This is a genomic window from Oceanobacillus picturae, from assembly GCF_000612865.1.
In the GTDB taxonomy this organism is placed as follows: domain Bacteria; phylum Bacillota; class Bacilli; order Bacillales; family Amphibacillaceae; genus Oceanobacillus_B; species Oceanobacillus_B jordanicus.
Window position 1 is genome coordinate 17,100 of sequence record NZ_CCAX010000004.1, and the last position, 26,053, is coordinate 43,152.

Sequence of the window (26,053 nt, forward strand, 5' to 3'; positions counted from 1 at the left end):
TGGGCACGGCCTTAGCCTCCTCAGAAGCAAAGAACGCTTCTGAGGAGGTCTTCGGACTCGTGCTGTTCCCACTGGAGTCTACGCATTTTCCTCCGCTAAAGTTTGTATTAAAAATCAAACAGCGAATAACTGTCCGTATTAAAACTCTGATTCCCCTGTAATCATAAGAGTCTTAGTACGGCCCCTTTCGCTTCTTGGATCTTCTTTTGTCCCACCCTCTTACTATTAAGCGTTAACTACCTACTGAGGATATCGGCAGCAATTCTTTCTGTTGCTCTTCCATCTTGGTAGTCAAAGAAGCGATCTTTAAATTGCTTTATCTCGTGATCATCTGGTAGATTTACGATTGCCTCGACCAGAGATTTTGTATCCATTACCATAGGACCGGGTATCAGTTTCTCATACTCATAATAGAAGTCTCGCTCTTTTTTATAGTCTTCCAGATCATAGGGAAAAAATATAATGGGCCTTTCTAGAATACTAAAGTCAAAGAATATGGTAGAGTAATCGGTTATCAATACATCCGTCAGCATTAGAAGTTCCTGTATCGTATACCCCTCTTTAATATAATAAGAAAAATCAGTATCAGCTGCATTAACCCCTGCTTGCATATACGGATGTAGATGAACAAGCAACACATATTCCTCTTGCAGCATTTTCTCCATGTAATCTACATCGAAGGGAATGGCAAACGCCTCTTGATAATGACTTTTCCCTCTAAAAGTAGGAGCATATAAAATTATCTTTCTACCTTTTAAATCAGGGAAATCGCTATAAAAACACTGTTCTAACAAACGGTTATCATTATAAAAGTAATCAGTCCGAGGAATACCTAATGGAAGGATATTCTCTTTAGGCATATTGAAAGCCTCAGAGAAATAAGGAATGACTTCTTTTGAGCTTACGTAGGCCTTCGTATAATTCCCGTGAATGGGAACGTGTTTTAAATAACTTCTACTCGGGCCAAAACTCTTCCCAACTGTACTATAACCAAATTTCTTTAGAGCACCCGCACTGTGCCAAAGTTGGATGATTTCCAGATCTCTCCTAGGTTTAACTACATAGATGGGAAAATAATAATCATCCACAACGAAATAACGTGACGTTGCTAAATGAAAACAAGCTTTAACCATATGAAAAATATAGCTAAGCTTTCCATACAAGGAACTATCCATTTTTTTAAATAGATAGGTTTGCTTTATCTCTGGATAATTAGCTCGCATTTCCTCACTAAGATAGGCTAAATTATCTTTAATTTTGTTTGACCTGTAGGAAGCGAACGTCATTTTATTCTCATCTTGCTTAAATATTATAAGAAATACAACATACAAAGAGACTAGAAAATATTTTACGATTATAGTAGGTAGTAACCTGATTTTTTTCATACTATACCTACTTTCTCTATAGATTAATGATCAAGACTAGCGGTTTAAAACATGCTCGTAAATATACGTTACCTGTTTATCTAGAACTTCTCGTTGGTTATCGCGAGAATAAAAGATATCCAATACCCTTTTTCTTTCATCTCGATAGAGTTCTGGGCGTGCAATTGAATTTTCAAGCACTTCGATAAGCTCTGGAAAGGTATTAACTTTAGGACCCGGTGTAACATCAAAGTAATTAAAATACATATCATTCGATTTCTTTAAGTATAGATCCAGATCATAGCTATAGAACAAAACGGGTCTATCCAACAGTAAGTAATCTGTATAACAGCTGGAATAATCCGTTAGTAATACGTCCGAGTACTTTAATAACAATTGTGGGTCATATGGCTTCTCACTAATATCTATAATATTTTTAAATCTAGTTGGGACGTTGCCGCTACTGTACATATGCCTCTTCACTAGAAAGGTGTAACCCTTCTCTTCACAAAACTGATCTAATCTTTCAAAATCAAAAACTGAATTAATATCAGTCTCTAGCTTTCCAAAACTTCGGTGTGTCGGCATATACAAAATGACCTTTTGTTTCCGAATCCATTCAGGTATGTTTTTATCTTCTTCTGTTTCTTTGAAAAAGACATCATTTCTTACTTGGCCAAGCTGAAGTACATTTTCCTCATGAACTAAAAAGGTTTCCGGGTAATAAGACGAAACAGCTTCGCTGGTTGAGACCACGTAGTTTCGTTTTGCTAGATTTGTTTTCACAACAAATTTACCAAAGTATCGTTTTAATTTACTTTTTTCGTGCAGGACTTTGTAGGAGAACGTATTTTTATTAGCTCCCCATACCTTTTTCAACCCTACCCCATGCCACGTATTATAAGAGATTGCTCCTCCAACAAATGCTTTACTAAAGTCATCATTAATTGAATGGGAATGAATAATCAATCGTGCTCTTAATTGGTGATAAATCCCTTTTAATGAGTTATGCTTATATGCTTGAAAGCCTTTCTTTGTTAAAAAGGAAACAACTTCGCTATTTCTAGAAATCCATACGCATTGTAATTGTTTGTCCTCATTCATCTTTAAAAATAAGTATTTCGTGTTTCCACGAAACCCTTGGCCGTTTTCCCCCCCAAAAACAACGAGTTGATTATTCTTAGGAGTTAGCTTTGATAGAGAATGAACAGTTACTACAACCGTTCTTTTAGCAATTAACCGCCCCTTTTTTAATAAAGGACGATTAACTGACAGAAGTATTAGTATAAGTAAGACTATTTGTGTTATGTCGATTTTATTCATATTGTATCGCCTCTATTATCCGTAATTAACTTGTTTGTTTGGAAGGGCTTTTCACTTGTTGTACTTGCTTCCTGACTACTATATTTTGCCCATCTAAGCACACCCCATTATCGGAAAGAAGCTGTTGCACAACTTCTCCTACATGTTCTGGCTGCATGATGGTTGAAGGGTCCTCATCAGGAGCAAGAATTCTTCTTAACTCCGTAGCACATCTACCTGGAGAAATACAATAAACAAGGATGCCATAGCCGGCAAGCTCTTCCGATAACGTTTGAGAAATGCTTATAAGCGCCGCTTTTGAAGAAGCATAAGCCAACCAACCCGGACGAGCAGAACTGCCTGCAGTTGAAGCAACATTTAGGATTTTACCCCCAGACTGTTTCATATATTTGACTGCTTCTTTGGTTATATTAAATAAGGAATGGACATTAACTTGATATGTTTTTTCCCACTCTTCAATAGATGTTTCTAATAAGGATTGTGGGTTAGCATAGCCAGCTACATTGATTAACATATCAATGGCACCATATTTTTCGCCTATCTCGGAAATCATCTCACGCACTTCACTATAGTTTCCGAGATCTAAAGCATAACAATGAATGTTTTTCTCCCTATTCATTAAAAGGGCTGTTTCTACTAATCCCGTTTCCGTCCTGGATATAAGTATAAAATTAGTAACATCCTCTTCATAACTCAGTGAAACTGCAATAGCTCTCCCAATACCACGACTTGCACCTGTAATAATACATGTTTTTGTCATTTTTAGTCCCCCAATAATATAGTTTCTTTGTAAATGGCCTCGGCAAGGATACGATCAATTGGTTTCGTGATTTTGATGTTATATTCCGATCCTGGCAATACAACTATGTCTGACCGGAAGTAATGAAAATAAAGACTTGCATCCTCTGTAAAATTTAAGCCATCTTCAGCAGCACATTGGTGCGCGTACAGTAGCTTTTTCGCATTGAACTTGTGGGGTAATTGCACATTCAGCAGCTCATCTCGTTCCAAATTACCTTCCACCACCTCGCCTCCCCGTAGGACAGTAAAAGGAATATCCAATCCAAAGATAGCGTTTTCATTACTTGTTTCAATTAACCTCATAAAATCTTTCTCAGAAACGAATGGGCGCACCGATTCATGAATGATAACATTATCGTAATCAGCTGCTTGTAATCCCTTGAATACGGATTCCTGTCTAGTCCCACCGCCTTCCACACATTTTATTGGTGTTGTAAAACCATATTTATTAATGATCTCTTCGGTCTTCTCAATAAACTCGGATGGACATGGCATGATAATCTCTTTTACTACTTGTAACCTATCCACTTTCTCCAACACGTGCACAAAGAGCGGTTTACCAGCAAGAAGTAAAAACTGCTTTGGCATATCTAATTTCATTCTCTTACCTACGCCACCTGACAATAACACCAGACTGTATTCACCCATGACTTTCCTCCTAAAAAAATTTACGTTTAATTTACATTATAACGGTAAGTCAGCCTATTGTTTGTCGGTTTTTGTCAATATAATAAAGAATTTTTCGACATTTACAAATAAAAAAACGCGAGATGCTAATCTCGCGTTTTAAAAATGAATAGTTTAGACTTTCTTCTCTTGTAAATGGCTATGGTGGATCCAAGCATTTTTTTCTTCAAGTACTCCATAGTACCAAAGGTTTTTACCAATCTTAACAGTCTTATTCACATTAAAATCAGTGTTCTTAAACTGTTCTAGATCATCATAAATAAGATTTTTATTTCCACCCCAAGGTCGATTATATGCTTCGCCGGTTCCCTTAATTAGGAACTGTTTTGCGTCTTCATCTATAAGCACTTCATTATGGCTAGATACATCCGTGGATTTCATCCAGCCAACTGTGCCTGTTGTAGCACTTGGCCGTTCACTTAATAGAAAATATAACTCATTATTAACACTTGCTTCCTTTTTAATATAATATACAAGGTTATGATATGAATCAGAAGGGATCTTTCTACTCCTTCCCTTTAGATTAGAATAAATATAACTGGAATTCGATTTAATATGCCCCATTTTACTAACAAGATTTTCACTATACTTGGCTTCTTTATCAAAGGGATGGTCTTCATCTATTATAGCTTGAACAAGATCACTTTCCTCTTCTCTTGATACTTTTTTTGGATCTAGCTCTAACTCAAAGTTCCGATATATTTCTCTTTCTTCCTTTGACATCTTTTGCCAACGCTTTAAAAAAGCTTCATACTTAGGAATAACCTCTTTAACCGAACCATATTCCTTTACCATTCCAAATTCTAGCCATAGAATTTTTTCGCAAAACTTTTTCATTTGGCCAATGGAATGACTTACAAATATCATCGTTTTCCCTTGCTCTTTAAATTCTTTCATCTTGTTCAAGCTTTTCTCTGCGAAGGCTTTATCCCCTACAGACAATGCCTCATCAATAATTAATATATCTGGATCTACTGTAACGGAAATAGCGAATCCAAGCCTCGATTTCATACCGCTTGAATAGGATTTGACGGGTTGGTCGATAAATTTCCCTAACTCTGAGAACTCAATAATATCTGGTTCTAACGCTTTGATTTCTTCTTTATTAAACCCAAGCATAAGCAACTTTAATTCAATATTATCTCGTCCTGATAGGTCATTCTTCAATCCTGAAGACACTGCTATTAAGGATGCCTGACCATTTACCTCTAAAGTCCCAGAAGTTTCTGGTACTACCCCCGCGATAATATTAGAAAGTGTAGATTTACCTGAGCCATTCACTCCAATAAACCCTACAATGTCTCCCTTATCTGCCTGAAAGTTAACATCTGTCAAAGCATAGAAGTCTTCCCCATAGCTCTTTGGAGTCAACAAATCTAACAACCGTTCTTTTGAGCCATTATACAATTTATATTTTTTTTGGATGTTTTTAGCTATAATTGCTTTTTCCATATCATCACAAACCTTTATATATAATCTATAAAATGTCTACGGAACTTTACATGTAACGTAGAACCTACTAGGAAAAGCACGATCACAATACACCAGAAAACTAAACTGTATTCCCATTCTGTAATAAAATGCCACTCTGTACCAAATAGTGCTGCACGATAACCTTCAATCAAGTAATAAAGTGGATTAAGTTTTAATATCTTCATAATTACTTCATACTGGCCTACTAAAATAGCTAGTGGCCACAAGACCCCCGACAAATACAAAAGCATCCTCAACGTTGAATTTAAAAGCATGTGGATATCTCTAACAATTGTCGACAATGTTGACGTTATAAGTGATAGAGAAAAGATCAAACAAAATGCCGATAACATATAGTAAATCAATTGTAAGTAATAAATGGATATAAAGTGCCCGTTTATATTCAATATTATGATTGCGATAGCAAGCATAATAACGTGTACATAAAACTGGGAAAAAATAACGTAGCCTGGAATTATGCTCATAGGGAAGTTCATTTTAGAAAGCATCCTAAGACGTGTATAGATGGACTTAGAACCTTGAATTGTAGCCTGATAAAAAAATATCCATAAAAAGAATGCTGCTAGTAACCAACTGAAAAACTCAATGTGTTGGCCGTCAACTAATTCAATTGGACTTTTTTTTCTTATAGCTGAAAAAACAAACCAATAGATAACTATTTGTATAGAAGGGTTTAAAAATTCCCAAAGGATACCTAAATAGTTATTTTTGTTTTTGCTTTTTAATTCGTATATAGAGAGCCTTCTAATCAAATAAAAATTCTCTAATTGCTCTTGAGCAACCTTTATTGCTGATTTCATAGTATTATCCTTTCGGCTATAAAAATACTGCCTTTAATTACGTTATTAAATTATACAAGTAATATCATTAAATCTCAATAAGTTTCCTTCTTTTCAATCAAAACCTGCATATTAGTGTTGCTAAACAAAAGCCTCCGGTAATGGAGGCTTTTGTTTAATATTTAATCTTAGCAATAGTATTCAGCATTTTTCTTCTAACATCAAATGGTATTATATGTGATAACTTTCTCTTAGTCCTCTTTCTTTTCTTCCTTAAATTACTTTTATTATTTTCTATGGCTTCAAAAATCCTTTTTGAATTTTGGTTATCCATATATGTGAAATATTTTTCCCTTAAGTTACTATACTCGACCTTTTCAGAGAAGTTCCTTAGAATATATTGTTCCATATTTTCAACTAGTTCTTCAGAGTCATAGGCTACATCTCCAAAGAGATCCTCTTTAAAGTCCATGTAACTTCCCTCATACTGTAGATATTTCTCCACATCAAAGTGATAAAATAAACAAGGTTTTTCTAGATAGAACATTTCCCATATAACGCTCGAATAATCAGAAATCATCATTGAACTTTTCATAATCATTTCATCCAATGGCACTTCCAAGAACCCAAACTTTTCAATGTATGGGGAGTTAATTTCAAAAAGATCGATATAATCCTTAAACTTTGGATGGAGAAAGAACATAATTTTAATGTTATTATCTTTAAGTACCTTATGAAGTCTATTCGAGCTAAGAAAATCGTTGTAGTACTTATAATAATCACTTTCAAGGAATTCTTCTTTGCTCATGCCGTCCATCCACGTTCTCCAAGTAGGCATAACAAATATCTGTTTATAGTCTATCTCATTTGTTCTATCCTCGAGAACATCCCATCTTGCTAATCCAGTAGTTACAACTTCCTCTTCTGAATAACCCCAGTATTCCGTTATCATATTTTTTTCATATTCAGAAGGAGCAATAACAAGGTCAAAGACTCCCCTATCCTTATAGAAGTCGGGCACTGCTTTTAGCCCATTAACTCCATGTTGCAGATATACCAATTGTTTATCTGTAAGCTCTTTTCCTAAAATGCTCTTTTTTTGTTTAAGGCTATAACTATTCCTTTTTGTATCAGATGAAATTAATAGATCTGCCGCAAACATGTAAATAAAGTACTTAAGAGACATAAAATAAATAACCTTATCTTTTTTATCCATTAGGTTTACCAGTTCAGGGGAATCTTTCCTAATAACATAATAGAAATTATCATGTTTCCTATTCTTGTATACATAATCGAAGAAGTAATAACCACTTTCGTGAGCCGACATTGCTAACTTCTCAAAACCAATCCATATTTCTTTATTTGCGAAATGCTTTCTAAATAGATTTACAACTAAAAATGCAAATTTCTCTTTTAGAAGATAATATCTATTTTCAAAATATTCTTTATCTCTTACTGTGAAGGCTAAGTCTTTACTTATTGTAATATAAGGGTAAAAAATCTTACCTTTTCCCATCCCACGTTGGTATTTAGATATTCTGGAATCTACTTTATATAAGGCATCTTTAGAAACTTTGGTTATTTTAACTAGCTCTTCCTTACCATCTATCTCTAATCCAATAAATAAATCCCAATACAAGGGAAATAGGACCACTTCTCTTAATTGGATATTAGTAATTAAAATAAGGGAATTTTTTTTAATTGTTGTATTGGTTAACTGCATATTTACTTTATTAAAAGTGTCTTTATTTCTATGAACTAAATATATATTTGTTGGCTTGATTGACTGCACATAAGGCGTGTTTAATTGAACTTCAATACTAACTTTTTCACCAAACATCTTTAGCTTATTTACTTTGGTCTTAATTTTAAAGTTGTTCTTTACCAAGTTTGATATTTTATCTTTTCTTATTTCTAGATTATTATTTTTATTCATGCAGAGGGCACTATGAAGATTATAGGTTGATAACGATGGGAAGTTGTCTTGTGATAGTATGTGAAAATTTCGCTCTGCTCCTTCTTCAATATTGCCTCTAATTCTAAAGGCATGTTCATTGCCTTTTGACATTAAATATATAATCCATTTTTCCTTCTTATTTGGTATTTCATTGATGAAACCATCTAGTTTAAAATGTAACTTAGATGAATCCAAATTTCCTCTCACTGAATATAATTGTTTCGTTTTTGTTTCTTGTAAAATTAGTATAGGCGTATCGGTATCTATAAACCATTCTATTTGATTCATGTTAAAAATTAGTGAATTACCCACTATATCTATTTCATTAACTTCAACACTGGAATGTTTCCCTTTTAGACTAACAACATTATTAATATTATGCCTCAAAAATTCCTCTTCGGTTACACCAATTAAATGTTCAGGTAAACCACCATAGGATACATTTTCATGACTTTCCTTAGTTTGTTTAATTAGTGTAGCTTCGAAAACATTTGAATTAATTGCAACTAATAAATGTAGGTTATATCCCTTGGTATACAATTCATTAGAAATATATATATGGCCTTTTTTTATTAAGACAGGTACCAAATAAGAATCAAATGAACCATCTTTATCTACTGATACCATAACATTATTATAATGACTCTCATTTAAGTCACTTACTCCTACTTCAATAAAGTCTCCCTCATTTTTGATAGAGATCTCACTCGTTATAGGGGGGTGGTATTTCATTTGAAAAACTACCTTTTTCAGATCAATAAATTTTAATTTAATATGTTCGTCAGTTTCTAATTGAGAACATATTGCGACCCGCTCCCCCTCTATGCAAACTGGAAAATTCCCATAATCATTCAAACTAATTTCATGTCTTCTTCCCTCAGCATTATAGAACTCTATATTATAAAATGCATTTGGGGCAAAGTTTTCAAAATTTCTGTCAAAAACTATAGCTGTTTTATCCGTACCAACACTTTCAAAGTGGAAATTTAAATCCAACCCGCCTAGGGATATTCTTTCTAATTCAAAAGAAAGAAGGTTAGAAATTAGAAATCTAGTTCTACCATTATTATTTACTATGCTTATATGATGCATTTTATTAATCACCCAAATTTATCCGTCTATTTATTTCATTAAATATTCTTTTTGAATTATCATGATCAGTATACTTAAAATACTTCTTTCTTTTTTTCTGATATCTTGGTTTGATAGTAAAATCATTATTAATATATTCACTTAATATATTGACAAGTTCTGAGGCATTCTCAGCACGCTCTCCAAATAACTCCCTATCCATATCTAAATAACTACCCTCTTGAGCATTATACTTTTCATGGTCAAACTGATAAAATAATACCGGCTTATTCATGTAAAACATATCCCAAGTTATAGAAGAATAGTCACTAATTAGGATGGAAGATTCCATCATTTCCTCATTTACTTTAATATCAAGGAAACTTTTAGTGTATATATTTTTTTGAGAAATCGAGAATTCGGATATATACTCTTGGAATTTAGGATGTAAGAAAAAGACTAAATCTAAATTATTTTCTTCTAATAACTGACCTAACTTATTAGATGACAAAAATGAAAAATAGTGATGATAATAATCTGAAGCAGCAAATTCTTCCTTTGTCATTCCCTCCATCCAAGACCTCCAGGTAGGCATAACAAAAATCTTTTTCCTTGCAACCGAATCAGCTTTGTCCTCCAATAAATCCCATCTAGAAAAGCCGGTAGTTATGACTTCTTCATCATTGTATTTCCAATTCTCTTTAATGATTTTTTGCTCTATATCTGAAGTAGCAACTACTAAGTTAAAATTGCCCCTTCCCTTACTTTTTTTAAAAACATCAGATTTTTTCAATCCTGTTACACCATGTTGTAAAAATACACTTTGTTTCGACTCTAGACTATTCGCAATTAAACCAGTTCTTACTCTAAGATTGTATGCGTGCTTTTTGGTTTCAGAAGATACCAGTAGCTTCGAGACATATATAAGATAAAAGTATTTAAAAGACATAAACTTAACGATATTTCTGTTTTGATCTTTTATCTTCCCATAGTCCGGTGAGTTTCTATCAATAATATAATAAAAATTATCATGTAGCTCGTTCTGTTCTACATAATTAAAGAAAGCATAGCCATTATCTTGAGCAGTTCTTGAGAATTTCTCAAATCCTAGCCAAACCTCTTTGTTCTTATAAGGGTACCCTCTTAAAATTTTATAGGTAAGGTACGCAGCCAGCTCTTTAATTTTATTCTTAACATTCTCGTATTGCTCTTTTTGCCTCATCATAAAAGATATGCTGTTATTTAAAGTCAAATAGGGGTATACCATTCTATCATGTGAGATAAGCGAAAGTTTAAAATAGTCACTTTTAACTATCTTCTTTACAAAATAGGTAGCTTTGTTAACTCTCATATACCCCTTATATCCCTCATAGTCCGTGACCTCTATTAAAATATCCCAGTAAAGAGGACGGAATTTTTCCCAATCTAGGACAATATCGCCTTTCACTTTATAATTTTTCTTACCTGTTTTTTCGAATGAAAAGTTAATAGCCTCCATAGCCCTAAAGTTTTCTTCATCTCTTAATTTTATTAAAATTTTACTCACTTCTAATTTTTCTTGAGAAGCAACATTTACACCCAGTTGGTAGGAATCTTTTCTATTTTTCTTTATTTTACTTATTAAAATTTCGGTTTTTGTTTTTTCTCTAAATACATTAAATGATTTACCCTTCACAATTGACAGTAGACCGTTTACCGTTTTATAAATGAGCAAAGATTCATCTACGTTCATATTGTAATACCCAATATCTTGCTTATCTTCTTTGACTTGAAGTCTTGCTTTAAAGTAGTCTTGACTGTTCACAGCCTCTAGGAAAATATTGTAACGCCCATTTTGTATTTCTTCATAAGGAAGCATACAAGAAATTTTCCTATTAGTCATTTGGGTATCTAGTATTAACCTCTCTTTTTTTCCTTTTCTTGCGACCAACACTACACTTACTGCTTCATAGTCCCTAAAATCATCATCTAATAAAAATTCAAAAGTATTTTCGTTTAAAGAGGCTTTACTAATATCTACTGTCTCGGTGATTTGATTTCTAGTATTTATTTTATATCTTAACTCATCTAATCTGCAAAAATATAAAAAACCTTCACTATTGATATAGATCCCACAATAAAGGTCTTCGTTTATAAATAAGTCTTTGATGTGAATATTCAACCCTTCACTATTTTGAATCTTTATTGATTCTAAAAGTGTATATGACTGAAATTTACTTTTTATACAAAATGACCAATGCCCTTGAAATCCTTCAAACCATTCTTTAAATTGATCTATATTTAAGTAAAGTTGGTTTCCCTCAATAAGACAACTGACTTTATTATATAATTTATTTCTTTCGTTATATAAATAAAGTTCCGTTCCTTCTTCCAAGCTTGTTAAGAATTCAATGACTAGTTGATCTTGTTTAAGAAAAACCCCTTCAACTTTAATTTGACCAAAAAGCACACTTTCAGTTTGATAACCTTTCCTATTAATGTCTATAAAATTCATACAATTCTCCTAATATATCATATTCTACCTTATTTTTTGAAATTTAAAAATGAGTTTTAAATATACTATATTATCTTATATTAATCATTTTACTGAGTCAATTTCATAAATAAAAAAACGTCCTAAAAATAGGACGTTTTATCTCCTATGACAGCATTTTTTCCCATTCTTTCAAGAAGTAACCTTGTGTGAACTTTATATCAATTTCTCCTACTTCCTTACGTTTTTTTGGTGTTTCTAGCAAAGTATACATAGCTTTCGTTAACCCTTCAATATCTCCATTATCTACTAATATTCCATTATTACTATTTATGATATCAGAGGGGCCCCAAGTAATATCATAGCTTATTACCGGGCATCCATTGAATACACTTTCTAAAACAGTTAGCCCAAAGCCCTCAAGTTCACTTGTCATTAAAAACATTGCTGAAGTACTAAATACCTTTGAAGGATCATTCGTAAAACCTCTAAATTTCACTGAGTTTCCAATTCCTAAATCATTTACAAGTTTTCTTAGATTTTCCTCCTCTTCACCTTTCCCATAAATCTCAAGAACACAGTTAGGTTTTAGCTTTAATAAATTATTGAAAGCAATTATAGCTTGGTCAATTCTTTTCAGTTTTACTAACCTTGAAACTATACAAATCTTATTAGGTTCAACTAATTTTTCTTTAATAGCTGGTTTACCACTGATGCAGTGTGGAACAACCCTAATCTTTCCTGAAAGATGAGGATGCTTTTCTAATATATTTTCTTTTTGCCCATTCGTTAAAGAGACAATTATATCTTGCTCATTTGAGATGTGTTCAAAGAGATATCTAAAACTTTTTTTGGTAACTGAACTTAGATTATTGGGTTCAGAAAGATGCGGACCATGTATTTGGAAAACTCTCTTTATATTGCTCGTTACATTTAGAAGTGGTCTATCTAAGTGTCTTACATCATTTATAACTATATTTCCATCTTTAAGAAACTGGTCGAACCAATATCTCATAAGATCCTTCTCATTTGAGAATACCTCAGAGGTGTGATCCTCTTTAAATAAAATAAACCTGTCAACTGCTAATTCACCATTCTTGTATACAAATTCTTTAGTAATATAAGGGTTATAATCTCTATCTATGAAGACATCTCTCACAATATTTTCTTTTAAATTATCATTGAAATACCTTATCCTATGGAAATTCCCATCTTTGTCTATATAAAGTCTTTTTTTAAACTTATCACCAAGACTAGCGTAAATTTCTACATGTCCCATTCTATTTGTTTTTGTGTTAAAAGATGTATGGAGTAGTGGGACTCCATTTTTATAATATACAGTTATATGCTCTTTCCCCTTTTTTGGTATAGCATAGTAACTCTGTCCTAACTCTTTCTCTAGATACGATTGATAATTATTTTTAATCTCGTGATTATCATTCCACCGCAAGTCATTATACATATTTAGAAAGTCCATTTTTTTATTTACTGATTTTTTCTCACGATAATCTTCATAAATATATTCATAATCTGGGTTATAATTTGTTGTTACTAACGTTACCTTATTAATGTTACGAACTTTTTCCGTGAGCAATCTCCCTCTTTGGAGTAAAGCGCTTGTTCTCCCTCCATAAGTATAAGGTAGTGAAGTAGTCATAATGTAAATATGTTTTTTAGTATCAAACATAAAAGAGCCTCCTCGTATATCTTTTCTTACCACTCTAATATTTAGGAATTTAAAAATTAATCTTTCCTAAATATCTCAGTTACAACGCGCTCTGTTGCCTTGCCATCTTCCAAATAACAAAATTTACCGTAAAACTCCTGCGCGTTATCCGTCAATGTTAAGTTTGTGTTTTCAAGCCTTTTAACCTCTTGAATGACCTGTGTAGTACTTTTCAATAATGGGCCAGGTGCTCTAGTTTCGAAGTCAAAGTAGAATCCTCTAAGATTATCCCTATAATCCTCAAGGTCATAAACATAAAAAATCATTGGTCTTTTTAAATTAGCATAATCGAAGAATACCGAAGAATAATCAGTTATTAGTATATCTGAAATTAAATATAGCTCTCTAATATCTTCATGGTTTGACAAGTCAAAAATAAAACCTTTATATTCGCTCAGATCTAAGTTCTCTGCAACAAGGTAATGTAATCGTAGAATAATGATATATTCTTCACCTAATTCTTTTTTCAGCTTACTAAAGTCCATGTTTAAATCAAACTTATACTTACCCTTTCCATAAAATTGATTATCTCTCCATGTGGGAGCATATAATATCACTTTTTTATTTAATGGAAGTTGCGCTTCTTCTTTTATGTTCTTTTTCATTTCTTCATTATTTGAATTGATTAGAAAATCGTTTCTAGGATAACCTGATTCAAGTATCTTCCCGTCAAAATTGAAAGCTCTTTTAAAAATCTCTGTAGAATACTCGTTTGGAGAAATTAGATAATCCCATTTACTAGCCTCTTTTAAGAAATTCCGTTTATATTTTTTAGTATTTGTTCCTGGCATTTTTACTTGGTCCATATCAGCAGCTAGCCTTTTTAAAGGAGTACCATGCCATGTTTGTACATAAATAGTGTGGGATGGCTTAGGAATCCATAAGGGTAAACGACTGTTCGTCACCCAATAATTTGCCCTAGCCATAAGGTATAACCATCTCAGGGAGAACCTCTTAATAGCTTTTACTCCACTTCTTTCATCAAATTTTTCAATGTTCCTTCTATCAAAGCTCCAATACATATGGTTATTCAACTTGTTTTCTTGCATATATTCAAAAATCGCCCTTGGACTATCGCTATACTGTTTTCCTAAGAAGCTTTCAAAAACGATTAAGTCTTTTTTAACCGGTAATTTCCCTAAAAGTTTAAAGCATAGTTTATAAAGCGCTTTTAACTTTTCACCTCTTCTTAACTTTGTCCATTTATTTTTTATTTTATTTATAATCATTTGTTTGAAGTTATAATGAGATATACCAATAGTAAAATCATTAAGTTTCTTTATAGAAACTTTATATTTTCGACCTTCATTAAAGATAATTGCGCTCGGCAGCTTTTTCTTATTTCCCATTATTTTTACTTTATCTGTATATTCTTCAATTGTCCCGTCTGCTTTTTTGAACTCCACCACAAGGAGTAATTGAAGTGTTTTTTGAGATAACAAATATTTTTTTAAATCAATTTTCCCTTCTATTTCATAACATTTTCTCCCACCTCTTTGTTCTCTCTCAACTAGTTTTAGGGAGATTTCCTCACTCTTTTCATCTTTAGGTACAGCAACATAAAGTTTCGCAGCTTCTATTGAGTAAGAGTCAGTTCTATAGAGGGGAGGGAAATCAAAATATCCAGAAAAATTTAAATTACCTCTTTTGAAGTTGCAACTTTCTATCTTAGAGAACACTTTATAATCCATCAGTTTAATCGAGAAATTGCCATTTTTAGTTTCATATGGCTGAATAATTTTATTTCGGTTAATTAAAGTTTCTGTAAAAGAGTAATAATCCTTATTTCCACCTTTAATTCTTATTATCTTTTCGCTTTCCTCACTTTTTTCATGGAACAAAAATAAATCCCAAATATCCTGCTCTATTAATTTACTTTCTAACTCTAGATATGGAATAGAGATCTCAATATAATCGTTCACTACATAACTTGAGGTTAGTAAAATTTTTTTAGTTCTATCACGAGATTTCAGAATAATACTCCAGTCCTCAGTCTCCTCAGCCAATTGTTTGTCCACTGAGATCTTTATTAAATAAATATTATTTTTCACTAAAATATCTTTAATTCCAATTTCCATCTTTGTATTTAAACTCCTCTCTAGGACTAAACTATGTAAATCAATTTAAATCTTAATATTTCCATATTGATAATTATAATTAACATTATTAATATATACAGTTAACCACTATTTAGACAAATTTCTTCCTTTAAGAAGAGTGGCTTTAGTAACTTTTAACTTAACATATTAATAAGTTTAGTTGTGACTTTACACACTAAACCACGTTACATAGTTTTGACTAATATATAAGGTTCGATAAAAATTAATGTTATCTTACTGTGCCTCAGAGTATTTTGTTTTATGATAAAGGTTAGAGGACTAACACCAGATTTAATAGTTTAGATTTAAAAATGAGAATATATTTAACAAAGCCGTCTAAACAAATATAACTAAATTCATTACGTTTTACCACTTTCGATTGTTCTAACACTCTCCATTTTGCCGTAATTTAACTTTATTAGTTCACCAATAAACACATAACTTGCTTACTATTTGTTCTACTTAGTAGTTGAATGAATTTCATAATTATTAATCCTTCTGTCTCAACGCTTTTGAGAGACAAAAAAAGAAGTACCTCCCCAAATCTTGTATAATGGTAGTTGACTATAAAACCATAAAAAGACTGAAGGAGCACTTCTTATGACTATTATACGACAAACAAGCTTATTTGGCATCCAAGAATTATACAAGATGGAACCTACCCAACGGTATGATTCAATTATATCCGAGATAGACGTGGATCGAATCTTCCATGAAGTGAATAAAAAATCACGACGTGGCGCTCCTGTGGAGCTTAATTATGCAGCGATGATTATCAGCTCTTTCATTCGCATAGTTGAACGTATTCCAACGATTAAAGATTTGGTGAAACGCCTGAATGATGATTTTGTTTTTAAATTGAACTGTGGTTTTCTTGTCTCGGACGAGACACCTTCCGAAGCTGCCTATTCTCGCCTGCTGACGAAACTTAGTGACTCTAGCGTTCTAGAAGAAGAACAGAAAAAAGTAGTCCTACAAGCCATTGTGGAAGGCTTTATTAGTGACAACACCGTCGCCATTGATGCCACTCACTTCGAAGCACGTGATCAAGCACCACCCAAAGAAGATAAGCCCAAAACAGAACCTAAAAAACGTGGACGCAAACCCAAGGAAGAACGGGAACAATGGTTACTTGAACAGGCTGAAATAGAAGCAAACTTGCCTCTTTATGAAAAGAAAATAGAAGCGCAATTAGACGTACCTTTAACCGACTTACGGGCTGAAGTCCCCCAAGCCCCAAAATGGGGCATAAAAAAGAACAGTGAAGGAAAAAATGTTTTCTGGTACGGCTACAAGGGCCATTTAGCTGTTGGGACATCTAGTCAATATATTTTACAGTCACTCTTTTCGTCAGGAAGTTTGAATGACGGAAAAGCCGCCATTCCCTTATTAAAAGGGGTGAAGGAACTAGCTCTTTCTTCTTTGCGCTACCAAACAATGGATGCGGGTTACGACTATGAACCTATTTATGAACAAGTACATCGAATGGGAAATCAGTCTATCATTGCCTATAATAAGAAAAATGAAAGGGAACCAATTGGCTTTGATAAATACTTTGCCCCAACTTGTTTTCGTGAGCATTCTTACCGTTACGATAGCTTTGATGCCAACTATGAAACGCTGAAATTCACGAGGCCAAAGGAGTGCAGTAGCTGTCCTTTAGCTAACGAAGGCATCTGTCAAAAGGTATATAAAGTAAAGATAACGCAAGACCTCAGAAGATACACAGCGCCAGCTCGTGGATCTAAAGCCTGGAGAACAATCTTTAAACGTCGTACAGCTGTTGAGCGCGTAAACGCATATCTTAAGGAGTTTTTTCAACTTAATAATGTTCGTTATCGTACCGGAAAGCGCGCCAAGGTTCATTTTGATATGATCACGCTTATTTACAATGCTTCAAAATTAGCTGCAGACCGTATGAATGCACGATTAAACCAACATAAAACTGCATGATTCCTGTTTTTAAGAATACAAGATCAGAATTCGGCTCGTCTTTGTATTTTTAAAAAGAGCAATTATGAAATTGACTCAGTTAAGAAATGTATTCAATATTTTTGGGTTTGTATTGTTTTTACCAGTGAAATCTTTTCTGTATCAAAGGTATATTTCATAAAATTTATTTTCTGTAATAGAAAAAAGAGAACCAATAATGGATTTGGTTCTCCCATTTTTATTCCAATTTACTTAACAAAACTCGAATGGATGAAAACTTCTTTCCCTTCCAATATTCCTCGATACCATGTATTGTTTCCTACTGTCTCCGTCTTGTTTACCTGAAACTCTTTCATACTTAAGGACGAAAGGTCATATACTAAGTCTTTTGATCCTCCCCACGCTTTACTATAGGCATTACCTGTGCCTTTCACATAGAAAGTTTTACTTTTTGTATCTACCCCTTTATGTGAATGACTGCTTACATCCTGGGCTTTTACCCAGCCTATAACACCTGTTTCACTACTTGGGTTGGTACTGATTAAGTAATACTTAGTTTTACCAATTTTAGCTTCAGCTTTGACGTAATAAACCTTTCCTAATTTTGCTGATCCTGCTTTGTTATAATCATTCGAATTAGTAGGATCTGCATAAATCTTAGTGTCTGATGATTTTAGGTGTGCTAGTTTACTAGTATTTGCTTTTTGATTTCTTACTAATTCATCATGCTTCTGGGTAACTAGACTTATAAATTGATTCCAATTATAACCATACCTTGAGAAGTAGCCATGTGGATCTACGTGTGTTGTCCCACCTAAGTGCGTACTTACCGCTTTATGAGACCATAATGAACCTATGCCACTTTGTTCTGCGCTTGTGACACCTAAACCATAGCTATAAAGAATATTTGCAATATAGTCAGCATAGTTGTTTATAGAACGAGCAAACTCATCAAAGTTATTAACCCTAACTAATTCTACATGTGCAAAACGTTCATTAGCATATCTTCCTCCGCCCCATGCTCCTTTGTCTAATGGATGTATTTGAATTATTCTTTCATGATCTACGAAAGCATGTACGAAGGCATTTTCATGGTTTCTAGTCATAAAGGAGATTTCACTATAAATAGTAGAACTATCATTGGCTGTTTCGTGGGCTACTACTCCTTCTACTGCGCCCTCTCCATTTCGATAATTAAATTGTTCAAACATAGTTTTATATTCATGTTGAACATTAGGTACATCCATATTTTTTATGTATGTATTTACATCTGGATAAATGGCTCTCATAAAAAATAAGGAGTTCTCTACTTTTTCTTCTGGCTCAGAGCTTTCAATGCTTCCATCTCTCCATCCCTTTGGTACATATTGCAGTTCCTTCTCGCTTAACTTACTTATATCCTCACCATACACTTCAGTACCTTCTTTAATACCGAATTCATTTACCTCTTCATTCTCTTCAGCCGACAGTGTTAAAGTTGGAATGAACATCATCATGATAAACAGGACGCAAAATATTTTTTTCAAAGTACTCCCCCTCATTTAATTTATAGAAAAAACATAAAATATAATATTAGGACATATCTACTAAAAGTGATATGTCCTAATATTTTAGACTAGCAAACTATTTGTTATTTATACTCAGGAATGTCGTACTTAAGAGTATAAGAGCTTAATTGTTGATAAAGATTGTACATTGTGTTCACTTGTTTATATGCCCAACCAATATCTGTAGCATATTGATGGTTCGCGTTTCCTAAAATACTCATTGCTGCAGGATTCCACCTAATATCATACAATGTATTTTGACCAGCAAAGATGTAATCTTGAGCAGCAAATCTTGCACCTCCAACGATTGCCTTATAAGGTGTAGTCCAACCTTCTTCATAAGCTCGTTTTGCACCACAAGAAATTGGGCAAGCGTCCACTGCACCAATACCATACATGTTGTAGACCTTCACTCCTCTGTATTCAACGCCTTTAGCTAAAGTAGAATTTCCGTTACCAGTTTCTAATATAGTATGAGCTACCAAATAAATTTCGTTAATACCATAAGCTTTCCCTGCGTCGATAAAGGCTTGAGCCTGGCCGTTTAATATTCCTCTTCCACTTAAATGACTATTAAAAACTCTGTATAACTCATTATCAGTAGCTTCGATTGATTGTGCAAGATCCACAAATTGCAACCTTTGTTTTTCATCATCTAAAAAGTTCTTCGGGTTTAGGTAGTATAAAACATCATTTTCATTGGGGTTTACCCATTGTCTGCTTTTAGTGAATTCTATTTTATACCATCCACCTTGACTGTTTAATATTGTAACTTTTTCTCCCTTTTTCAACTGACCAACTACCCAATAATTTGTTGAAGGGCCTCCCCGTACATTAAGTACGTCCGCAGTAACCTTATTGCTACCATCTATATAGTTACTGGAAACGTAAGTATCATACTCCTTATCTGTTTGGGGAGCAGCACTCATTTGCATTTTTAATGCTTCTGACAGAGATAGGTTATAAGTTGTTTTCTTTTCTTGGTTTAAATAAGCTTCATGGATAAAAACTTCTTTTCCATCCAGTTCACCTCGGTACCATATGTTATTGCCCACTTTTTCTGTCTTGTTTACTGTCAAAACGTTGCCTTTTAATTCAGACAAGTCTTGATATATTACATCTTTCGAGCCGCCCCATGCTTTACTGTAAGCCGTCCCAGTGCCCTTCACATAAAAAGATTTACTTTTACTGTCAACACCTTGATGTGTATGAGTATTTAAATCTTCTGCCTTTAGCCACCCGAGTACACCTTTGCTACTGCTTGGCTCGTTGCTAATAAGATAGTAGAGTTGATCTCCCACCTGTGCTTGTCTCTTTATATAATAAACTGCATTTAAATAGTCATCTGAACTGAAACCTGTAGTAGTATCACCTATTGTTTCATAAATAGTAGATCCGCTTTTTATATGTCCTAAACGGCTTGTACTTGTTTCTTCTTTTGTAGTTAGGTAACTCGAATGGATAAACACTTCTTTACCATTAAGGTCCCCTCGATACCACGTGTTCTTCCCGACGGTCTCTGTTTTATTTACCTTCAAAATATTTCCTTTTAAACCAGATAAATCGTGATACACCTCATCATTCGGTCCACCCCACGCTTTGGCATAAGCTGTTCCCGTCCCTTTTACATAAAAAGTCTTACTTTTAGTGTCAACCCCTTTATGCGTATGGGTTTGCATGTCTTCTGCTCTTAACCACCCGACTACACCTTTACTACTGCTTGGCTCGGTACTAATGAGATAATACAATTGACCTTCTACCAAGGCTTGCCTCTTTATATAATACACTGAATTTAAGTAGTCATCTGAGCTGAAGCTTGTAGCAGTTTCACCAATTGTTTGAAAAATAGTAGATCCACTTTTCACATGACCTAAGCGACTTGTACTTGATTCTTCCTTTGTAGTTAGGTAACTCGAATGAATAAACACTTCCTTACCATTTAGAACCCCTCGATACCAAGTATTGTTCCCGACGGTTTCTGTTTTGTTTACCTTAAAAACATTACCTTTTAATACGGATAGGTCGCCAAACACAACATCTTTGTTGCCACCCCACGCTTTACTGTAAGCAGATCCAGTACCTTTTACAATCAAGTCTTTTCTCTTAGTATCCACACCCTTGTGAGTATGTGTGCTAAGGTCTTCCTCCATAACCCAACCTATTGTCCCCTGAGTGCTACTCGGTTCGGTGCTAATTAAGTAGTATTTTTGTCCATTCACATTAGCCTGTTTTTTAATATAATAAACTGCATTTAAAAAATCATCAGAGCTAAAGGACTCTCTACCTTCTAGAGTTTTATAGATTTCAGCACCACTATGGAGATGTCCTAAAAGGCTTGTGCTTTCCTCCTCAATAATTTGCGATACAAAGATTCTAGCCTGCTTGGTCGTTTCAACCTTTTCTGTCTCGTCTTTTTGATTTTCTTGAATAACAGAAGCTTCGTCTTCCGTTATTTGTTCTTCAGATTCTTTATTAGTCTCATCTAAAGGTTCCTTATCTTCCTCTAAATCATGTAACTTTTCCTCATCCGTGTTTTTATCTTCTACTTTTTGAACATCCTCTTCAGAGAGGGGAACTTCCTCTTTTTGAACATCCTCTTCAAGAGTCGGATCTTGTGACTGATCTTCTAGTTCTTCCTCTCCAGCAATTGATTGACTTTCATCAAGCTCGACTTCTTCTTTGTTTACTTCTTCATCTAAACTAACTTCCCCTTCAGTTTTATTAACAGCAGATTCCTCTTTCTCGTTGGAATCTGCCATAACTGCTAAAGGAGACAATAGTTGTACCATCAACAAAAAAACAATTAAAATTGCATTTTTCCTCATTTTTACCCCCCGTAATAACTTTAATGGACCTTTCTCTAACATCTTATATATCGGTTGCAGCCTAAACATTTTAAAGCAAACTCTACGATAATTCTTCAAATCTATTTATTATGCCAATCCCAGGCTGACCTAACTATATGAGTTAAGTCTAAATCAGCTACCCAACCTAACTCCTTTTTTATCTTGTCGGGTGAAGCTACAAGTTTAGCAGGGTCACCTGACCTTCTATCTGCGTATACAATTTTTGCATCTCTCCCTGTAATTACTTCACATGCTTTAATTACCTCACTCACTGAATAACCTTTACCGTTACCTAAGTTGAATATAGTCGACTTAAGTTCACCTCTCATAAGAGCTTTTAAAGATAAAATATGTGCTCTAGCAATATCAGTTACATGCACATAATCACGTATGCAAGTCCCGTCAGGAGTTTCGTAATCAGTTCCAAAAACTGAGATATTCTCCCTTTCTCCAAGCAGATGTTGTAATATAATTGGTATTAGATGAGTTTCAGGGTCGTGACTTTCTCCAATATCACCTGATTTATGAGCCCCTGCAGCATTAAAATATCGTAAAGCGACAAAGTTCAAATTATACGCGTTAGAAAAATCGCGAAGTATATCCTCTACCATCAGTTTTGATCGCCCATAAGGATTAATTGGATTAGTAGGTTCCTCTTCACTAATTAATTCTACATTTGGGATGCCATACGTTGCAGCAGTAGAAGAAAATATAAATTTATTGATTCCAAACTTTAGCATAGTTTTGATTAATACAAGTGTCGAGGCTACATTATTGTAATAGTATTTGTAAGGATCTTGCACTGATTCTCCTACTAAACTATTTGCTGCAAAATGCATTACGGCGTCTATATCATAATTAGAGAAGATATTATTTAAAACTGATTCATCTCCCATATCTCCTTGTATAAAATGCGCTTTAGAATCTATTAAAGATATAAAACCTGTACTTAGATTATCTAAAACAACTACTTCTTCCTGCTGAACAAGTTCTTTTACAACATGACTACCAATATATCCTGCTCCACCAACTACTAAAATCATAATTAAACCAAACACCTTTCTTTATATACGATTAATTCACCCGTTATTATTAGAAACTTCAGATGTGTTTTGAGCTTTTAATGTTTCTTCCAAAAATGCCAAAACTTCTGCTCTCAATTCTTCGTGTTGGAGTGAAAATTCGATTGTAGTTTTTACAAAACCAATTTTTTCGCCTACGTCATGCCTTTTACCATCAAAGTCTAGAGCGAAAACCTTTTGTGATTCACTAATTTTTTGAATAGCATCAGTTAATTGAATTTCTCCTCCGGCGCCTACTTCTTGGCTTTCTAGGAAGTCAAAAATTTCAGGTGTAAGTACGTATCTTCCCATAATTGCTAGATTTGAAGGTGCTTCACCATCTTTAGGCTTTTCTACTAATTGTTTAACCTGATATAGTTTATCTTCAGAACTAGAATAATCTATAATTCCATATCTATTTGTCTCATTATAAGGAACTTGCTGTACGCCTATTACAGACGAGTTTTTTTCTTCATATTGGTCTATCAACTGTTTTAAACATGGTACATCACTCTGGACTATATCGTCTCCTAACAAAACAGCAAAAGGTTCGTTACCAATGAAGTGTCTCGCGCACCATACTGCATGCCCCAAGCCCTTTGGTTCTCTTTGACGTATATAATGAATATTAGCCAACCCAGAAGAATATTGGACTTTATCAAGTAAATCAAATTTCTCTTTATCAACTAAATTTTGTTCTAATTCGGGCGCATTATCAAAGTGGTCCTCAATTGCTCTTTTTCCTTTTCCTGTAACTATAATTATATCTTCTATACCAGAAGCAACTGCCTCTTCAATAATGTATTGAATAGTTGGCTTGTCCACAATTGGTAACATTTCTTTAGGCATCGCCTTTGTAGCAGGTAAAAACCTAGTCCCTAAACCCGCTGCCGGAATTATTGCCTTTTTTATTTTCATCGTTATTCCTCCTGTATACTAAAAATGCTAATTGGGTCTCTATTAGATCCATATTTTTCACAATCTAACTACTTATTTTACAATATTTTAATACTAAATTATAGTATCAATTTTTGGTTACTGTTTTACTATTTAACTTATAGTAAAAAGTAATATTGTTTTTACAATCACACTAGTAATATTGGGCTAAATAATATACTATGTATATGTAGATTTATTGTTAAGAGTTTGTAAATGGAATGTAAAAGGAATATAGTATAATAAACTTGCATTAATACTAATGGAGGGTTTTTACAATGAAGAAAGTAATAACTTATGGAACATTCGACTTGTTGCATACTGGTCATATAAATATATTACGTCGCGCAAAAGAATTTGGAGATTATCTAATTGTGGCGATTTCTGCTGATGAATTCAATGCTTTGAAAGGGAAAAAGGCTTACTATACTTTCGAGCAGCGTAAAGCTATCTTGGAAGCGATTCGATATGTTGATGAGGTTATTCCTGAGTATACGTGGGAACAGAAAGTGGAAGATGTGCAGAAGCATGATGTTGATTTCTTTGTTATGGGAGATGACTGGGAAGGCAAGTTTGATTTTCTAAAAGATCATTGCGAAGTTATTTATTTGCCTAGAACGGTTGGAATTTCCACAACAAAGATTAAAAGTGACTTAAAACTAAACACAGCTAACAATGGTTAAAGAGCTATTTATAGCAATCTACCTTTTTGTTTTCCGCATTGTCTTTAACTTGTTTAAATTATTCCCCCAAAAGAAGAAAACAGTTTGTGTAGCTTCGTTTGGGGATAATATCTTTTATTCAGTGGATGCCTTACGTAGTATTTCTGATGAGGAAATTATCATCTTAAAGGATGCTTCGTGTAGGTACCCTTTTGATGGTTCTGAATATACCTTACTAGCTTTTGATCTAAAGCATCCCTTCTCTTTTTTGAAATCTATGTATCATCTTGCAACTGGTTCTACTATTTTAATAGATACCTATCACCCGTTTCTTTCCGTTACCAACTTCAAAACGTCTACGGTTTGCATACAGTTATGGCATGCAGCTGGGGCTATTAAGCATTTTGGGTTAATGGACCCTACAAATGAATATAGATCTGCTAAGGCAATAGAGCGTTTTAAACACGTCTATGATTCCTTTACCTATGCAGTGGTGGGCTCGGAAAATATGGCAGATACGTTCAAGGATAGTTTTGGCCTGTCTGATTCACAAATTCTTCGTACTGGCATACCGAGATCAGACGTTTTATTTGATAATAAGAAGAAACAGGAAGTTTATAAAAAGATCGTGCAAGAAAATCCCTGGATTGCAGACAAAAAAGTTATTTTATATGCTCCGACTTTTCGAAATGACCAACTTTCAAATTTCCAGCTTCAGCTAAATATAGAACAACTCTACGCATCGCTTTCTGATGAATATGTTCTATTTATCAAACCACATCCAGCTGTCTCTTATGAGATAAAGGATATGTTTAAGGAATTCGTTTTGGATGTCTCTTCCTTCTATGACACAAATGAATTGTTACTTGTCACAGATATTCTTATCAGTGACTATTCTTCCATTCCTTTTGAGTTTGCTATATTGGAGAAACCAATGATTTTCTTCGCTTACGATATGGATGAGTATAAGATTATAAGTGGTTTAATAGACAACTATGAAAATCAAATGCCTGGACCTGTTGTTTTTTCAACTGAAGCAATCATCTCATCGATAAAGGAGAAGAACTTTAACTATAAAGATATCAAGGACTTTGCCAAACGTTATAACGCCTACTCAGATGGTAGCGCCAGTTTAAACCTCGCAAAATTCTTGACCGAAACCGACGAAAGACAAAAAGAAAAAGTTTCGATTTAACACCTCATTTTTAAAAGTGGGGTGTTTTTTTGTGTCTTTTTTTAACTTAAATCTAGCATATCACAACCTGCCAGGTTCGCTTGTTAAGTTTCAGTAAATA

General features: G+C 33.8%; 16 protein-coding genes and 1 pseudogene. 3 read left to right on the forward strand and 14 right to left on the reverse strand.

Annotation, left to right across the window (positions count from 1 at the left end; all coding sequences use genetic code 11):
- Positions 1-236 precede the first annotated feature (236 nt).
- From BN988_RS16935 to BN988_RS18760, 10 genes and pseudogenes are all read right to left on the reverse strand, one after another.
- Positions 237-1,385, reverse strand: a complete 1,149-nt coding sequence (locus BN988_RS16935) for a CDP-glycerol glycerophosphotransferase family protein (protein WP_081779493.1) — start codon at positions 1,383-1,385, stop codon at positions 237-239.
- A gap of 36 nt (positions 1,386-1,421) precedes the next feature.
- The gene (locus BN988_RS16940) at positions 1,422-2,687 is read right to left on the reverse strand and encodes a CDP-glycerol glycerophosphotransferase family protein (protein ID WP_036578366.1); all 1,266 of its coding nucleotides are present in this window, start codon (positions 2,685-2,687) and stop codon (positions 1,422-1,424) included.
- A gap of 25 nt (positions 2,688-2,712) precedes the next feature.
- Entirely contained in the window at positions 2,713-3,447 is a 735-nt protein-coding gene (locus tag BN988_RS16945; RefSeq protein WP_036578368.1) for an SDR family oxidoreductase, read from the reverse strand.
- A gap of 2 nt (positions 3,448-3,449) precedes the next feature.
- Positions 3,450-4,136 (reverse strand): IspD/TarI family cytidylyltransferase, encoded by a 687-nt coding sequence (locus BN988_RS16950; protein WP_036578369.1) that lies wholly within the window; start codon positions 4,134-4,136, stop codon positions 3,450-3,452.
- 729 nt (positions 4,137-4,865) lie between these two features.
- A pseudogene (gene tagH, locus BN988_RS19260) lies at positions 4,866-5,627 on the reverse strand (teichoic acids export ABC transporter ATP-binding subunit TagH); the annotation flags it as partial.
- Positions 5,628-5,641: 14 nt separating this feature from the next.
- Positions 5,642-6,469, reverse strand: coding sequence for an ABC transporter permease (locus BN988_RS16960; protein WP_036578371.1), 828 nt, complete (start codon positions 6,467-6,469; stop codon positions 5,642-5,644).
- Positions 6,470-6,623: 154 nt separating this feature from the next.
- Positions 6,624-9,497, reverse strand: a complete 2,874-nt coding sequence (locus BN988_RS18450) for a CDP-glycerol glycerophosphotransferase family protein (protein ID WP_051558082.1) — start codon at positions 9,495-9,497, stop codon at positions 6,624-6,626.
- Positions 9,498-9,501: 4 nt separating this feature from the next.
- Positions 9,502-11,970, reverse strand: coding sequence for a CDP-glycerol glycerophosphotransferase family protein (locus BN988_RS18455; protein WP_051558085.1), 2,469 nt, complete (start codon positions 11,968-11,970; stop codon positions 9,502-9,504).
- 145 nt (positions 11,971-12,115) lie between these two features.
- Positions 12,116-13,636 carry a glycosyltransferase gene (locus BN988_RS16975; protein ID WP_036578373.1) on the reverse strand — a complete coding sequence of 507 codons (1,521 nt, stop codon included), beginning with the start codon at positions 13,634-13,636 and terminating at the stop codon, positions 12,116-12,118.
- Between the two features lie 56 nt (positions 13,637-13,692).
- Positions 13,693-15,753 (reverse strand): CDP-glycerol glycerophosphotransferase family protein, encoded by a 2,061-nt coding sequence (locus BN988_RS18760; RefSeq protein ID WP_036578374.1) that lies wholly within the window; start codon positions 15,751-15,753, stop codon positions 13,693-13,695.
- Positions 15,754-16,374: 621 nt separating this feature from the next.
- Here BN988_RS18760 and BN988_RS16985 point away from each other — a divergent pair.
- Positions 16,375-17,727 carry a transposase gene (locus BN988_RS16985; RefSeq protein WP_036573490.1) on the forward strand — a complete coding sequence of 451 codons (1,353 nt, stop codon included), beginning with the start codon at positions 16,375-16,377 and terminating at the stop codon, positions 17,725-17,727.
- Positions 17,728-17,954: 227 nt separating this feature from the next.
- Here BN988_RS16985 and BN988_RS16990 read toward each other — a convergent pair whose 3' ends face one another.
- From BN988_RS16990 to galU, 4 genes are all read right to left on the reverse strand, one after another.
- Positions 17,955-19,232: an N-acetylmuramoyl-L-alanine amidase gene (locus BN988_RS16990; RefSeq protein WP_051558087.1), complete on the reverse strand. Its 1,278-nt coding sequence runs from the start codon at positions 19,230-19,232 to the stop codon at positions 17,955-17,957.
- A gap of 104 nt (positions 19,233-19,336) precedes the next feature.
- A complete protein-coding gene (locus tag BN988_RS18465; protein WP_051558089.1) occupies positions 19,337-22,078 on the reverse strand; it encodes an SH3 domain-containing protein in 2,742 nt (913 codons plus the stop codon).
- A 101-nt stretch (positions 22,079-22,179) separates the two neighbouring features.
- Positions 22,180-23,142 (reverse strand): UDP-glucose 4-epimerase GalE, encoded by a 963-nt coding sequence (gene galE, locus BN988_RS17000; RefSeq protein ID WP_036578376.1) that lies wholly within the window; start codon positions 23,140-23,142, stop codon positions 22,180-22,182.
- A 36-nt stretch (positions 23,143-23,178) separates the two neighbouring features.
- On the reverse strand, positions 23,179-24,078 hold the full coding sequence (galU, locus tag BN988_RS17005) for a UTP--glucose-1-phosphate uridylyltransferase GalU (protein ID WP_036578378.1): 900 nt from the start codon (positions 24,076-24,078) through the stop codon (positions 23,179-23,181).
- Positions 24,079-24,374: 296 nt separating this feature from the next.
- On the opposite strand from galU, the gene tagD reads away from it, so the two are divergent.
- Positions 24,375-24,779, forward strand: coding sequence for a glycerol-3-phosphate cytidylyltransferase (gene tagD, locus BN988_RS17010; RefSeq protein WP_036578379.1), 405 nt, complete (start codon positions 24,375-24,377; stop codon positions 24,777-24,779).
- 121 nt (positions 24,780-24,900) lie between these two features.
- A complete protein-coding gene (locus BN988_RS17015) occupies positions 24,901-25,953 on the forward strand; it encodes a CDP-glycerol glycerophosphotransferase family protein (protein ID WP_231495269.1) in 1,053 nt (350 codons plus the stop codon).
- The last annotated feature ends 100 nt before the right edge of the window (positions 25,954-26,053 follow it).